The organism is Urinicoccus timonensis (assembly GCF_900232945.1).
Lineage (GTDB): Bacteria > Bacillota > Clostridia > Tissierellales > Peptoniphilaceae > Urinicoccus > Urinicoccus timonensis.
This window is the reverse complement of the sequence record NZ_OCTU01000006.1, coordinates 24,957-40,018: the sequence shown is the minus strand read 5'-3', so window position 1 is coordinate 40,018 and position 15,062 is coordinate 24,957. Positions and strand designations below refer to the sequence as shown.

Annotated in this window: 14 protein-coding genes; 1 reads left to right on the top strand and 13 read right to left on the bottom strand. The window is 42.5% G+C overall.

Going from position 1 to position 15,062, the window contains the following annotated elements; all coding sequences use genetic code 11:
- Positions 1 to 4 precede the first annotated feature (4 nt).
- Genes ppsA through ybaK form a run of 9 tightly spaced genes read right to left on the bottom strand, consistent with a single transcriptional unit; the run spans position 5 to position 10,154 of the window.
- Positions 5 to 2,365: a phosphoenolpyruvate synthase gene (ppsA, locus tag CS898_RS08895; protein WP_099208872.1), complete on the bottom strand. Its 2,361-nt coding sequence runs from the start codon at positions 2,363 to 2,365 to the stop codon at positions 5 to 7.
- Positions 2,366 to 2,424: 59 nt separating this feature from the next.
- Positions 2,425 to 2,958: a class IV adenylate cyclase gene (locus CS898_RS08890; protein WP_099208871.1), complete on the bottom strand. Its 534-nt coding sequence runs from the start codon at positions 2,956 to 2,958 to the stop codon at positions 2,425 to 2,427.
- A complete protein-coding gene (locus CS898_RS08885; RefSeq protein ID WP_099208870.1) occupies positions 2,943 to 3,644 on the bottom strand; it encodes a metallophosphoesterase in 702 nt (233 codons plus the stop codon). Before CS898_RS08885 ends, CS898_RS08890 begins: the two co-directional genes overlap by 16 nt.
- On the bottom strand, positions 3,637 to 5,544 hold the full coding sequence (locus CS898_RS08880; protein ID WP_099208869.1) for an ATP-binding protein: 1,908 nt from the start codon (positions 5,542 to 5,544) through the stop codon (positions 3,637 to 3,639). Before CS898_RS08880 ends, CS898_RS08885 begins: the two co-directional genes overlap by 8 nt.
- Positions 5,541 to 6,533 (bottom strand): metallophosphoesterase family protein, encoded by a 993-nt coding sequence (locus CS898_RS08875; protein WP_159459156.1) that lies wholly within the window; start codon positions 6,531 to 6,533, stop codon positions 5,541 to 5,543. Before CS898_RS08875 ends, CS898_RS08880 begins: the two co-directional genes overlap by 4 nt.
- A 36-nt stretch (positions 6,534 to 6,569) precedes the next feature.
- Positions 6,570 to 7,124 carry an isochorismatase family protein gene (locus CS898_RS08870; protein ID WP_099208867.1) on the bottom strand — a complete coding sequence of 185 codons (555 nt, stop codon included), beginning with the start codon at positions 7,122 to 7,124 and terminating at the stop codon, positions 6,570 to 6,572.
- Positions 7,117 to 8,019 carry a hypothetical protein gene (locus tag CS898_RS08865; protein WP_099208866.1) on the bottom strand — a complete coding sequence of 301 codons (903 nt, stop codon included), beginning with the start codon at positions 8,017 to 8,019 and terminating at the stop codon, positions 7,117 to 7,119. The genes CS898_RS08870 and CS898_RS08865 overlap by 8 nt, the downstream gene beginning before the upstream one ends.
- Positions 8,016 to 9,683: a phospho-sugar mutase gene (locus CS898_RS08860; RefSeq protein WP_099208865.1), complete on the bottom strand. Its 1,668-nt coding sequence runs from the start codon at positions 9,681 to 9,683 to the stop codon at positions 8,016 to 8,018. Before CS898_RS08860 ends, CS898_RS08865 begins: the two co-directional genes overlap by 4 nt.
- A 3-nt stretch (positions 9,684 to 9,686) precedes the next feature.
- Complete coding sequence (gene ybaK, locus CS898_RS08855; protein WP_009430522.1) at positions 9,687 to 10,154, bottom strand: Cys-tRNA(Pro) deacylase; 468 nt, start codon at positions 10,152 to 10,154, stop codon at positions 9,687 to 9,689.
- Between the two features lie 130 nt (positions 10,155 to 10,284).
- On the opposite strand from ybaK, the gene CS898_RS08850 reads away from it, so the two are divergent.
- On the top strand, positions 10,285 to 10,722 hold the full coding sequence (locus tag CS898_RS08850) for a Fur family transcriptional regulator (protein ID WP_099208864.1): 438 nt from the start codon (positions 10,285 to 10,287) through the stop codon (positions 10,720 to 10,722).
- Positions 10,723 to 10,882: 160 nt separating this feature from the next.
- On the opposite strand, the gene CS898_RS09845 is transcribed toward CS898_RS08850, so the two are convergent.
- From CS898_RS09845 to tilS, 4 genes are all read right to left on the bottom strand, one after another.
- Positions 10,883 to 11,044 (bottom strand): hypothetical protein, encoded by a 162-nt coding sequence (locus tag CS898_RS09845; protein ID WP_159459155.1) that lies wholly within the window; start codon positions 11,042 to 11,044, stop codon positions 10,883 to 10,885.
- A gap of 110 nt (positions 11,045 to 11,154) precedes the next feature.
- A complete protein-coding gene (ftsH, locus tag CS898_RS08845) occupies positions 11,155 to 13,107 on the bottom strand; it encodes an ATP-dependent zinc metalloprotease FtsH (protein ID WP_099208863.1) in 1,953 nt (650 codons plus the stop codon).
- A gap of 104 nt (positions 13,108 to 13,211) precedes the next feature.
- Positions 13,212 to 13,760, bottom strand: a complete 549-nt coding sequence (gene hpt / locus CS898_RS08840; RefSeq protein WP_009430222.1) for a hypoxanthine phosphoribosyltransferase — start codon at positions 13,758 to 13,760, stop codon at positions 13,212 to 13,214.
- Complete coding sequence (gene tilS / locus CS898_RS08835; protein ID WP_009430665.1) at positions 13,757 to 15,052, bottom strand: tRNA lysidine(34) synthetase TilS; 1,296 nt, start codon at positions 15,050 to 15,052, stop codon at positions 13,757 to 13,759. Before tilS ends, hpt begins: the two co-directional genes overlap by 4 nt.
- Positions 15,053 to 15,062: the final 10 nt, after the last annotated feature.

Sequence of the window (15,062 nt, the reverse complement as noted above, 5' to 3'; positions counted from 1 at the left end):
CATCTTATAGGTTTCTTAATTTTCTTAAAATCATCTTTTGTTCTACTTGGGCAACCAGTCTTCTTGTATAGTCTACAGTATCTGGGTTTACACTCATGGAGGTAATGCCTGCTTCTACCAAGAATTCTGCAAATTCTGGATATTGGCTTGGTCCTTGACCACAAATAGAGCAGGTTGTGCCATACTTGTTACAAGCATCTACCAAGATCTTGATGGCCCGTTTAACGGCTTCGTTTCGTTCGTCAAAGTAACCCATGTTGTTTAGGACACCATTGTCTCGGTCAGCCCCCATAACTAATTGGGTTAAGTCATTGGATCCAATGGAGAACCCGTCTACTAATTGAGCAAATTCTTCAGCTTGGAAGACAACAGAAGGAACTTCCGCCATAATCCAAATCTTGAAGTCCTTACCTTGTTTTAGACCTTCTTCTTCCATGATGCCCTTAACTACTTTTAATTCTTCAGGAGTCCGGACAAAGGGAAGCATAGCCACAACATTGGTCAAGCCAAATTCTTCGCGAACCTTTCGCATAGCCCGGCATTCCAAACGGAAACCTTCTTCGTATTCAGGAGAGATATAACGAGATACGCCCCGCCATCCAATCATGGGGTTGGCTTCGATGGGTTCTACTTCGTCCCCACCCTTTAAGCCTCTAAATTCATTGGTTCTAAAGTCACTCATCCGGACAACAATTTGTCTTGGATAGATAGCACTTGCTACAGTGGAAATTCCTTCAGCCAACTTGTCAATCATCATTTGTCCTTGACCGGTTTTAACCAGGTACATTGGATGGGCACCAATCATGTTGGTAAAGATGAATTCTGTCCGCATCAGGCCAATTCCATCAAAGGGTAGGTCCTTATAGCGTTGAATTAGACTGGGTTCTCCAAGGTTCATATAAATCTTGGTTGCTGTAACAGGAGCAACAGCTTTTAAGAATTGTTCATTGGCAATGCCACCAGCTTGGTTTTCTGTCTTGGCTTCTTCTTTTTCTTGAAGAACGTGACCTTCGTAGACAACTCCCCGGGTTGCATCTACAGTGATTTTTTGGTCTTCTTTAAGAATCTTTGTTCCGTTCTTAGACCCAACAATACAGGGAATTCCCAATTCTCTGGAAACAATGGCCGCATGACAGGTTCGTCCACCTTCATCGGTTACAACGGCTGCAGACTTCCGCATAGCGGGAACCATGTCTGGGTTGGTCATGCCAGTAACTAGGATGTCACCCTTTTGAATCTTGTTGATTTCATTGACATCTTTAATGTGACGGACAACGCCACGACCGATTCCAGGACTGGCTGCAAGACCTCTTAAAAGTGCCTTTAATTCTTCTTTTTCTTCCACTGCTTCTACTTCTCCTTTATCTTCTTTTTTCAAAGTTGTAATGGGTCTAGATTGAAGAATATAGAGATGTTTTGTATCTCGGTCAATACCCCATTCAATATCTTGTGGTTTTTTATAAAGTTGTTCGATTTTTTGTCCTTGGTCAATTAGGATGGTTAGTTCTTTTGGAGTCAAGCACTCCTTGTCTACAAAGTCTGGTCCTAGACTTTCAGCAATGGAGATTTCTTCTGTTCCAACGCCGGATGCTTTTTTAACAACCATGGTGTTCTTTTCAGCAATATGTTTTTCAACGATGGTGTTTTCTGCCTTATCAATGGTGTATTCATCTGGAGTTACCGTACCACTTACTACGGCTTCTCCTAGGCCCCAAGATGCGTTGATCATCATTTCATTGGTATTTCCATTAATAGGGTTGGCCGTAAACATAACTCCTGATTTTTCAGAGTTTACCATTTTTTGAACTACAACAGATAGGGAAACGTCAAAATGGTCATAGCCTTGTTTTTCCCGGTAGTAGATAGCCCGGCTTGTCCATAGAGATGCCCAGCACTTACGGACATGGTTCATGAGCTCATGGTCACCATGGATGTGTAGATAAGTATCTTGTTGTCCAGCAAAAGATGCATCAGGCAAATCTTCTGCAGTTGCTGAAGACCGTACAGCAACTTCTGGATCTTCAATGCCTATATTTTTAGAAAATTCTTCATAGGCCTTGATAATTTCTTCTTCCAAGGGCTTATAAATTTCACCATTGACAATGGTATCCCTAACTTCGCCACTGACAGCTTGTAGGTCGTCAACATTTTCAACATCCAAGTTCTTCATAAGTTCTTGGACCTTGTCCACGAGACCTGCTTCTTTCATAAAGACATCATAGGCTCCGGCAGTAACGCAAAATCCTGGTGGTACATCCACCCCCATGGAAGTTAATTCTCCAAGGTTGGCTCCCTTACCACCTACAACATTTACATCTTCCTTTTGAATTTCTGTAAACCACTTAATATAAGAGTATTGTGACATACTTAATCCCTCCTTTGTTATTTATTATAACATATTTGTTGTCTATGTCACTCTTTATTTTATTTTTTCACCAAACTTTTTAACTGGGCAATGGACAGGGTGGAGACGGCATGCCTAGGAATCTCCAATTGGTCCAACATTTGGTACAGGGCTTCTCGACTCGGGGCTTCAATTTCTACATAGGCTTTGGGATAGGTTTCTGGGTCCCATTGGTCAAAATCAAAACGGCAGTCTTTATAAATATAGCTCCGTCTTTTCTTATAGCCTGTATCAAAGCGATCAAAACCCGTTGCCTTTAAAATCTCCATTAAGGCCTGGGGATTGTCAATATGGGTGGTGTATTCATAATTGTCCCGGACCCCTTGGTTGGAGACTTGCTTTTTGAAGGTAAACTCATGGACCTCTCCTTGGTCAGTCTTGATGGTTCTAAGGCGCAGATAACCTTGGTCTTGGGGCCAATATTGCCTTGTGGACCAAATATTGATGTTTCTTTGCTCTTCTGCTCCTAAAAAGTCCCTCCCTAATTTTTTTAACTTTTCTTCCAGTTGGTCAACATCTAAACCCAATAGTTTGACTTCTATTTCTCTTTCCATAGAATCTCCTTACATTGAAAATTTAAATAGTCTGCTGCTACACAAGTGTACTGGATCCCTGACTTTTGGCCCTCATAGATAAAACGGTGCCCAGCCCCATGGAGGTGACCGTAAAGGCAAAGTTTTACAGGATAGTCCTGGAGAGTTTTTGTATAGGCAGAATCTTCAAAACTTTGTAAAAGCGGTGGATAGTGGATCATGGCAATAATGTCATTGCCCGGAGGAACCTGGTCTAGGGAATTTTTCAATCGTTGGTTTTCTCTCAGAGATATTTTTTCATCCTTGTCGTCAAAATCTTTTGCATCCCTAGGAATCCAGCCCCGACTTCCTGCTACATAAAGGCCCTCTTGGATTTGGATGGCCGTGTTGTGAATGAAGTGGAGGCTTTTGAAGTTTGCCTCATTCATTTTCTTCAAGCTGGTCCACCAGTAGTCGTGGTTGCCCTTGGATAGGACTTTTTCCCCCGGAAGTTGGTCCAGAGCCTTGAGGTCTTGAAAGACTTCTCCCCACTTCAAGGCCCAAGAAATATCCCCGGGAATCAAAACCCAGTCTTCCTTGCCTACATGATTTTCCCAATAATCGAAAATTTTTTGATCATGGTCCTTCCAGTCCTGGCCAAAAATATCCATGCTCTTATCTTTTGTATGGTCTAAGTGTAAATCTCCAATAGCCCAAATCTTACTCATCCACACCTCCTAAATAAATTTTATGGCAGGGAAGGTTTGGAATTTCTTCCCTACGACTTGTAAAATAAATAATCTGATGTCTTTGACTTAAGTCAGCCAATAGGTCCCAAGCCAAGGCCAAACGGTCTTGGTCAAAGTGGTTGAAGCTATCGTCCAAGGCAATAAACATTCCTGTATTTAAACAGTCGGCCATGGCCAACCTAGTTGCCAAAAAGACCTGGTCCTTGCCTCCCTGGGATAGGTACTTATAGGGAATGGTAGGTCCATCCTTCATCTGGACTTCCACCTTTTCAGCCAGCCCCTGGATTCTCACATAGCGACCCTGGGTTAGATGGTTTAAATAGCTTGATGCTCTTTCAAAAACCTGGTCCTGGTCCACCCTTTGTCGCTGGCTTAAAAGGTCTTGGAGTTTTTCTTGTATCTTCTTTAAGGCCCCAATATCCTTCCGAATATCAGCCACATCTTCTTCTAGTCTTTGTCTTTTTTCTACACTCTCTTGAAGTCTTTGCATCTTTCTCTCTTCATCTTGAAAGATGTGCTCATAGTCTTTGATCTTTCCCAGAAGTCTTGTTCTTTCATCCATTCGATCCATAACTTGTCGGTTGAGCCTGGTTGCCTCTCTTAGCTTGGAATTTTCCATAACTAGTCCCCCTTCCTCAATCAGGTAGGGGTATTGGTTTTCTAGGAACTCCATTTCTTCCAAGCAGGCTGAATAGGCCCTTTTTATTTTCTCCAGCTCTTTATCCTTGCCTGGTCTATTTTTAACCAGGTCTTGTCTGATTTGGGAATAGGGAATTCCATAATAGTCCTCTAGCCTTGTTTGCAAAAAGTGCCCTAAAAGATAGGATCCTAGACCTAAAAAGACCAGAAAACATCCCACTAGCATCATGACTTTTTTTGATAGAACGCCTTGACCCAAAAATAGGGCTAGAAAAGCCAGGGCAAAAACCAGGGGTAGACCCTTAAGTAGGCCAACTTGTCTAACTACAGCCCGGTCCCTTTCCCTATACCGGTCTTCTGCCTGACGAAGGCGACCCAACTGGGTCTGGTAACCTTCTGCTTCCTCTTTCTTTTTCAGATAGGTCAGTTTGATTTCATACATCCGTCTGGCCCGTCCAGGACCTTCCTCCTGGTGCTCTAGGATCCTTAGCTGTTTTTCCAAGTCTTGGATTGCTTCCCGGACCTCTTCTTCTTCCCTTTTCAACTTTTCAAATTCATCTCGCTTGCCATAGTCTTGGTAGAGGCTAAGCTTAAGCTTGTTTTCCAAATCTTCTAGGTCTTGAATTTCTTTAATTTTTGACCCCAATATAGATCGAGACTGGCCCTCTGTCCCATAAGAGTCTATCTTTTCCCGGATAGCCTTTTGAAAGGCTCCTAGCTGGCTGTTGGATTGTTGGTAGTTGACCTGGTAAAAAAAGTTTAAGAGGTCATTGGTCTCAATATCTTTTTGCTCCAGGGCTAATTGGGGGATAAAATAGACCTCTCGAAAGAGTTTTTCATTCATTCCCAAAAAGTAATTTCCCATATTGGGTGTTCTGGATCCCTGGTATAAGTCCACATGGTCCACTTTACTGTTTTCTGTTAAATTAAAAAGCTTCAAGTCTTCTTGCTTCTTATTAAAGTCTCTTTCGGCCCGATAGACAAGACCTCCATCTTCAAACTCAATGGCCCCTGCATATTGTTGGCCATACCAGGGAGCATAGAGGTCTTGTTCCTGGCGGTAGCTGTGACTTTTGGTCCAATACTTATTAAAACCGTAAAACATGCCCAAAATAAATTGGTGGATGGTGGACTTGCCTGATTCATTGGGCCCATAAATTACATTTATTCCCTCTTTCAGGTCCAAACTTTTTTTATGAAATTTTCCAAAAGACCATAGGTCTAGTTTTTTTATCTTCATAGGACTTCCTTTGTTAGATCGATAAAAAGCTCTCGGGCCCGGTGGCCTAGGGGACCTTCTTCCTTGGATAAACTTCGATAGAGGTCTCCCAAGATATCTTCCCTTTCCATAAAATCAAGAGCCTCCTCCTGCTTTTCTCTTTGGTCTATAATCTTTACCTGGTAGGAATTTTTATGGAAAAAGCTCTGGATTAATTTCTCATTTAAGTCCAACTTTTTGGCCCCTACTAGGGTCAATTCATAAAAGTCTTCTTGATTTAAGCCATATTTTTCACTCCAATGACTGGGATAAGAGTCCTCATCTTTTAGGACCAGTCGATGACATTTTCTTTTGGCCTTAGAAATTTTTTCAACCCTTAGGGGTCTCAAGTCTACCTTTAAAAATCCATGGTCTTCCTCTTCTGAAATATCTAAGGGTTCTGGTGACCCTGGATAGTAGGCCCGGTCTGTCAGTTGGCCAGCCTTGTGGATATGGCCTAAGGCCACATAGTCCATCTTCTTAAAAAAATCTTCCGCCTTTTGAAAGTCACTGGCCTGGAAGTCTCCGTGTAATAGGCAGACCTTGTAACCATCTCCTAGGACGTCCAGGTCCCTGAGACGACTTAAATCAGGTTCTAGGGGGCCTGTCCAAGAAAGGCCATAGACCGTCAGGTGGTCCTTTGGAAATTCCAAGATCTCTATATCGTCTATCAAGTGGATGTTTTCACCTTCAATGGCTCCCAACCTATAGTCATGGTTGCCCTTAATTACAATGACATGGTCTATAGGAGAGACAATGGAGGCAAAGCGCTTTAAATCAAAATAGCCAGTATAGTCTTGTTCAAAGATATCCCCAGTCAATAAGAGATAGGAAACCCCCTGGTCCAAGCAATAGGCCACCTGGTTTTCCAGGGCCAGCCAAAGCTCTTCCCGGCGAATTTCTGCCATTTGACTAGTCAGGCTTGAAAAAGCCCTTCCCAAGTGTAAATCTGCACTGTGCACAAGTTTCATTTTTTTCTCCATCTAAAAATAGATGGCCCAAGCCACCTATTTAATTAACTTTTGCATTTCTTTAAATTCCGGCGTCCCACTTACCCTAGCTATTTCAAATAAGATGGACTCGGTATTACTAATAACAGCCCCATATTCTCTCATTTGGTCTAAACCATTGGTATAGCGCATGGGATCTCTTGAAGAAACGCAATCTCTAGGAAGGAAGACCTCGTAGCCTGCATCAATCAAATCTCTGACAGAAGCCAAGATACAAATATGGCTTTCCATTCCCGTAACGATAATTTGCTTCTTTCCCTGCCTCTTTAATTCTTCTTGGACTTCCTCTTGGGTCCAAACACTAAATCCGTTTTTATCAATTCTTTTGGCATCTTTTGCATATTGACCTATGGATTCCGAAAGCTCTCCAAGACCCTTTTTATATTGTGTTGTAAAGAGGATGGGGACACCATATATTCTACACCCCTGTACTAAGGTTTGGTTTTCCTTCATGAACTCTTCTGGATTGTACATCCCTTGAATCAAACGGTCTTGAAAATCCACAGCCAAAAGTAGGCAGTCTTCTCTTTTTAATTTCCAGCGATTATTCAAATTTTCCCTCCTTGATCGATAGGTCTTTCATCTTTTGTTTTAAGTCAGCCAGGTCAATTTGATTCACAACCTGGCTGTCAAAAGCTCCTAGCCCCCTGGCAAATTTCAGGGCCATCTCCAAGTCGTATTTCTTTTCATAGGCTCCAGATAGGCCAATGGTAATTAGGGTTAGGTCTTGCCGGGTCAAGTCTTGGGATTGGATAGTCCAGTAGGAATGGTCCCTCATATAGATGGAGGTTTTTCCACTGCCCCCAATAAAAAGCTCCCTCACTCCTGCCGCTAAAACCATCTTGCCGGCCTGGATGACCTCATGGGTAAAATTACACTTTAAGCCACTGTAATCTTCCAACTGGTCCTTGCTACAAACCAGGCTATAGGGTTTTTCCTTGATACAGTCTTGAATCCTTCCCTCCAAGCAAACAAAGACAGGATGACCCAAATCGTAAGACTTCTTGATTAAATAAGGATACTTTTCTTCAATAGATTCTGAAGCTCCTAGTAGTAAGAAGTTTTTTACCTCCTCCTGGTAGCTGGCTAGGGTTGAAAAAAGTCGGTTAAACTCTTCTTGGGTCACCCGAGCTGGTCTGGATTGAAGGATTAGAGGGTCTTCTAGGCCCAGCCTAACCTCCTCCATGGACTCATCTCGAAAATCAATATCCACTAGACCCAGCTTTTCAGTCTTGGCAATTTCCTTGATTTTTTGACCAATCTTCCCTCCAATAGGGGCTAGGAGCAGGGGCTTTTCATCCTGTTGCTTGAAAATTCGAGCTGCCAAAACTCCTGGAGAAGCAATGTCTACAAACTTGTCCTTAAATTGGTTAACCTGGCCCATTTTTACAGGATCCATCTTGTACTGGGTCACTAATTTTGGGCTGGCTTCAAAGATTAAAATCATTGGGCTTCCTCAATTTCTTTAAAAAGGCTTGCCAAATCTTCCTGAATAGCCTCTAAGCGTTTATCGGCAACTTCTAAGTCATCATCTACTAGATAAATATAAATCTTTAATTTCGGTTCCGTTCCAGAAGGCCGGAAGAAAATTTTTCCACGGTCTTTTAAGACATATTGGATTAGGTTTTGTGGTGCCAGGTCAATTTTTCCTTTTTGGCCATGGAGGTAGTCAATCACTTCTCCCACCTCTTCTTGGCCAATTTGGGTCAAAGGATCCTTCCTTAACCCATCCATAATCCGCCCCATGGTCTCTAAACCTTCCTGGCCCTCATAAATAATACTGTAGAGAAGCTCCCTGTGGGGTTTATACCGGGCATAGAGATCCAGCAATTGGTCATAGAGGTCCCGGCCTTGACTATCATAATAGGCCGCCATTTCACACAAGATCATAGAAATAATAACGGCATCCTTATCAAAAACATCATTGCCATAAATATAGCCTATGCTTTCTTCATAACCAAAGACAAAAGTGTAGTCTCCATTTTCTTCCCAATCCACAGCTGGCGCACAAATATTTTTAAAGCCTGTTAGGGTATTGAATCTTTCCAGGCCTAACTCTTTGGCCACTTCAAAGCCCAAGTCTCCTGTTACGATGCTCTTAACCACAGCCGGCCTTTCGGGTAAACGATTTTGCCTGTCTAATTCGTGGAGGATATAATCCATCAAAAGAGCACCGATTTGGTTGCCATTTAAATGAATCCATTCTCCATCATGCTTAATGGCCAGGCTCACCCTATCACTATCTGGATCTGTGGCCAAAATAAAAGAGCTTCCCTCTTGGTCCGCCTGTTGGATAGCACAGTCAAAGGCTGCAAAATTTTCCGGATTAGGATAGCCTACAGTGGTAAAATCAGGATCAGGCTTTTCTTGAACCTTGACCACTTGGACCTTCTTAAAGCCTCTCTTCTCTAGGATATGACGGACAAAAAGATTGCCCACCCCATTCAAAGGGGTGTAGGTAATGGAAAAATCTTTATTGATATCGTCCCTTAACTGTCTCTTTAGGTGCTTGGCAAAATAGGATTCTATGGTCTTTTCAGGAACCAAAGAAAAATCTTCTTCCTGAGATTTTTTTACATCTCCAAAAGACAGTTGGTTCATCTTCTCTAAAATTCCATCTGCCCAAGAAGCATCAATTTGAATCCCCTTGTTATTGTAGACCTTAAGACCATTGTATTCTTTAGGATTGTGACTAGCGGTAATCATAATACCAGCCGATGTCTTTAAATCCCGGACACTATAGGCTAAAAGTGGCGTTGGTACAGGAATTTTAAATAAATAAACCCGGATACCATGGGCCTGTAAAATTTTTCCTGCCTCCCGGGCAAAAGTATCACTTTGGTGGCGGGTGTCATGGCCGATGACTACAGATTGATCCTCATAGCCCTTTTCTTGTAAAAATTGAGCCAGGGCCTCCACAGCCAAGCCTACAGTATAGGTATTCATTCGGTTGCTACCAGGTCCTAATTTCCCCCTTAGACCAGCTGTACCAAAGGTCAATTTTTGATAAAAGGCATCTTCCCTTTCCTCTGGAGACATCCTGTCAATCGCTTCTTTAGTCCTAGCATCAATCCTAGAATCTTCCAACCACTCTCTTAAATTCTGATTCATGGTCTACTCCTTTACAATATCTCCCCAAGAAAAACCGCATTTTTCTACAAGCTCTCTTGGATCCAGCTTAATTTGCATTCCCTTTTTACCAGCACTAATACAAATAGGGCCCTCCTGGATTTCCTGGATAAAGGTCGGAAAGTCCTTCTTCATCCCCAGGGGACTGACCCCACCTCGAATATAACCTGTAACAGCTCGCAGGTCTTTCATAGCCAGCATATCTAGCTTTTTTTCTCCTGTAAGCCGGGCTGCTTTTTTTAAGTCCAAGTGATCATTTACTGGGATACAAAAGACATAGTAGGCATGATCTTGGACCCCTTCAATAACTAGAGTTTTATATACATGTTTTGGATCCTCATGAACAACACTGGCAATGACTTCTCCGTCCACCTCAGTATTTGCATCATACTCAATGGCCTGGTAGTCGATTTTTAGCTCTTCTAGTTTTCTCATTGCATTTGTTTTTTTCATTTAGATACCTCCCCCCTTATTGTAACATGGACCCAGCTTTTGGACAATTTCCTTTTATAAAGAGATTGCAAAAGATTATTATTTGTTTTATAATATCCATATAGTGATTTCACTAAGGGGGTAATTTAATATGACAGAAAATCTTTTAGAGGATCTCTTGCGAAAAAATGGCCTAAAGGTCACTAAAGGTCGCAAAGAGGTCCTAAAGCTCATGCAAAAAAGAAAAGATGAGCCCATGAAAGCTGAACAAGTCTATGACTTGGTTCCTCGTGAGATATGTTCCAGTTTATCCACTGTCTATCGTATCTTGAACCAACTATCTGAAAAGGGACTCTTGAAATCAATGCTTTATCAAAATGGAATTATGTACTACCAATATAATTCCGGTGAACACCGCCATTATATTGTCTGTTCCAAGTGTGGTAAAGTAGCTGCTTTGGAAAATTGTCCCATGGATGCCTTTGACAACTACATCCGTAAAGATACAGGTTTTGATATTACAGGCCACGTGTTTGAATTGACTGGCCTATGTCCCGACTGCAAAGAAAAAATAAAGTCCGGAAAGTAGGTAGCATATGATAAGTATTATTGTAGGAATTGTCCTTGTTGGAAGCCTTTTACTCTTCCTTGGCTTCTCTGGCATGGACCAATTCTAAAAAAGAAAAGCCCCACAAGTTCTTATCCCTTCCTGAATTCAGGTGGGATTGATTAGAACTTGTGGGGCTCTTTTATTTCATTAGGGCTCTTAATAGGACCTTTGTAGCCCTTTTAACCTTGTGTCCCTTTCTTCTATGGGGACTCAAGGATTTTTTTGTCCTTAAAATACCCCTTCTTAATCGAATGCGATTTTTGAAAAATGTAATTTTTAAACGGTGGATCCAAAGTTTCATGGCTTCCTCCCTTCTCCTATCTAAAGATAAGATCCTCTAAAATTTTCTCATCATATGGTCTTATTTATAGCTTATTCTCAGGAAGTAAAAAACACGCCTAAGCGTGCTTTTTACTCTTCTTCTTGATCCTCTTCCCCAGCAAACTTATCGTCAGACTTCTTTTCACTTTCCTTTAAGGCTTCCTTGGCCTGTTCAGAAATGTCTTCATCTTTAAAGATATCTCCTTGAGCCGGATCATAGCTGGGTTGAGCTTGACCTAAGAATAGGTCTTCAAACTCTTTTCGATTGATGGTTTCTCTTTCCAAAAGGGCTTCAGAAACTCTTAAGAGCTTGTCCATATTTTCTTTTAACAATCTTTCACAGGTTTCATAAGCATGGTCAATAATGGCCCGCACTTGGCGGTCAATCATGCTGGCAGTTTCATCGGAGAAATGACGTCCCCGACTAAAGTCTCGCCCCATAAAAACTTGCTCATCGTCTGTACCATAGGTAATGGTACCTAGCTCCTTGGTCATTCCATATTGGGTTACCATGGCCCGGGCAATTTTTGTGGCTCGTTCAATGTCATTGCTGGCCCCTGTAGAAATATCATCTAGAACTAAAGATTCTGCAACCCGTCCTCCCAATAAGGATACCAGGTGTTCTTCCATTTGTCCCTTAGTCATAAAGCTTTGGTCTTCATCTGGAAGATAGGCGGTAAAACCACCAGCTGATCCTCTGGGGATAATGGTAATCATGTGGACAGGATCGTGGTTGGGTAAAAGTCTAGAAACTACAGCATGGCCCGCTTCGTGGACAGCTGTTAACTTTCTTTCTTTTTCAGAAACTACCTTGGACTTCTTGGCCGGTCCTGCTTGGACCTTGATGCTTGCCTCTTCAATGTCTTCCATAGTGATAGAGGGCTTATTGAGACGGGCAGCCAAAAGAGCCGCTTCATTCATTAGGTTTTCCAGGTCTGCCGGAGTAAAGCCCGGTGTCCTTTTTGCTACAACCTTTAAGTCTACATCCTTAGCCAGGGGTTTTTTTCGGGCATGGATGTCTAGAATTTCTTCTCGACCTCGAATATCCGGTCTACCTACGGTAATGGTTCGGTCAAAACGGCCGGGTCTTAATAGGGCTGGGTCTAAAATGTCAGCCCGGTTGGTAGCCGCCATAACAATAACACCTTCGTTAGTACCAAAACCGTCCATTTCAACTAAAAGTTGGTTTAGGGTTTGTTCTCTTTCATCATGACCTCCACCAACACCAGCACCCCGAATACGACCGACAGCATCAATTTCATCTATAAAGATGATGCAGGGGGCCATCTTCTTTGCATTTTGGAAGAGGTCTCGAACCCGACTGGCTCCAACTCCTACAAACATTTCAACAAAATCAGATCCACTGATGGTGAAGAAGGGAACTTTCGCTTCCCCAGCCACAGCCTTAGATAGGTAGGTTTTTCCAGTTCCTGGAGGGCCCACCATTAAAACTCCCTTGGGAATCCTGGCTCCCATTTTAACAAATTTTCTTGGGTTTTTTAAAAAATCAACAATTTCTTCTAATTCTTCTTTTTCTTCATGAAGCCCAGCCACATCTGCAAAAGTGACATGGTTCATTTCGTCGTCCTTTAACTGTTTGGCCTTGCTCTTGCCGAAATTCATCATCCGGCCGCCACCGCCACCTTGGGCATTTTGCATAAAGACAAACCAGAAAAAAATCATCATCCCTACAAGTAGTAGACTGGGTAGGATGGAAATCCACTTGGATGTGGTTTCTTCAGGAACCCCCACTACCTTTAAAGCTGAGTTTTCCACTTGAGGCTGAACATATTTATTATAGAATGAGTCTTCCGCCCCTTCTGGTATGATGGCTTGGAAGGACTTATCCTCCTTGGTAACTCCACGGACAATGCGGTTGTGAATTTCTATGGATTTTATGTCCCCTTTTTGTATGCTCGTAACCATGGTATTATAGTCCATTTCAGGTACGGCTTGTCTGGGAGGACTAATAAACCTATAAGCTATGAGTAGCATTAAAAGTAGGATTAAGTAAAAACTCATCCCACTAACTCTTCTTTTCAATCGTCTTCCTCCTTATTTTCCGATATTACTTATTATAGCATATTTTCTTTAAAAGCTTCAATATCGGAATTCAGTGCTTTAGACCAGTCTATCTAACTTAGGCTTTATGAATAAACCTCAGGTTTCAAAATTCCAATATAGGGAAGGTTCCGGTAGGTTTCATTAAAGTCCAAGCCATAGCCTACGACAAAATGGTCTGGAATAGACTTACCAATATATTTCACTTCAATATTCCGAGTCCGACGATCGGGCTTATTTAAAAGAGTCACCAACTCAACAGACTTAGCTCCCCGACTCAAGAGGAGGTTTTTCAAATAAAAGAGGGTGTTCCCTGAGTCGATAATATCTTCAACAATGATAATCTCTCGATCTTGGACACTGGTGTCTAGGTCTTTTAAAATTCGAACTTCTCCTGTGGAGGACGAACTAGCCCCATAGCTGGACACAGACATAAAGTCTAGGCTAATATCAATGGGCATGGCTTGCATTAGGTCGCACAAGAAGGGGCAGGCTCCCTTTAAAATCCCAATTAAAAGGGGACGTCTTCCCTTGTAATCTTCTGTAAGCTTATCTGCAATTTCCTTTGTATATTGTTGGATTTCTTCCTTCGATACTAAAATATCTAAAATATCGTCTTCTAATTCGTGTTTCATAGCTTTCCTCTCCTGATAAGTATCCTTGGACCATCTTTTACCCAATGGTCACTATAACAACCAGCCACTGCATAAATCTCTTCACCCACTAAAATAGGGATTCGCTCTCTTAAAGGTCTTGGAATCTTCTTTTCTTGAAAAATTTCCTTGACCTTGACCCTTTTTCCTTCCATAAGAATCCGGTCCCCTTTTTCCCAAGGTCTAAGCCAAAGCTCTTCTCCCGCTTTCCAGGAAAGTCCCTTGGGCCCCTCCCCATCAATAGGCTTGACAGCATAAAATCCAAAGTCGCAAACCTGGTCTCCTTCTTGAAGCTTGTAGGGCTGGTAGATTTTTTCCTGGAAAAAAATTACCTGGTCATAGGTTTTTTCCAATCTTAGACCATGGATGTCAATTCCCTTGCCAGATGGCAGGGTCAAGAGCTGGTCTATAGCCAGCAAGTGCTTGTAGGCCAGGTCCTTCATCCCCTTGCTTCCATAGCGGCTGCAAACTTCCCGATAAAGTCGAAAACGTAAAGCCGGTGGAAGTTTTTCAAGATCCCGGACTCCTAAAAGGCCATAGTCCAATTCTTCTTGGACCAAGTTTTGGTAAAGGGCTTGGACCTCTTCTTGAAAATAAGCCTTGTCCAGGGCTGAAAGGTCTGCCAAACGACCCAAGGAGGCCTTGATTTGTGGGTTTAGAACCTTTAACTCCTTTAAAATATGGTGACGAATATAATTTCTCGTATAGTCATCTTCCAAGTTTGTAGAGTCAATGCAATAATCTTGACCCCTCTCTTTTAAATAAGCCAACAGCTCCCTCCGGGAGACCTTCAAAAGAGGTCGAAGGATGGGGCCATTTTTTTCCACCATAGCCTGGAGCCCATCAGGACCTGTTCCCCGAATAATCCTATGTAGGACAGTTTCCGCCTGGTCATCCTGACTGTGGGCCAAGGCAACTAAACCATCTTTTCCCGCCTGGTCTAGCAGGGCCTGCCTTCGTAGAATCCGCCCCGCCTCTTCCAAGGACAGCTTGTGGTCCTTGGCGTATTGGTCCATCTTAACGTGTTTTTCCACAAAGGGAAGTTGGTGGTCTTGGGCCCAAGTCTTGACAAAATTTAAATCCCGGTCTGCTTCCTGGCCCCTTAAGCCGTGATGGATGTGCATGATAACCAGGTCATAAGATAGGTATTCTTTGAGATCGTATAGGATACAGGCTAGGGCCATGGAATCCGCTCCACCAGAGACTCCAGCCACTAAACGATCCCCTTCTTCTAGGTAGTCTCGGGATAAAATTTCATCAATTACTTTTTTCATTTTCCCCTCG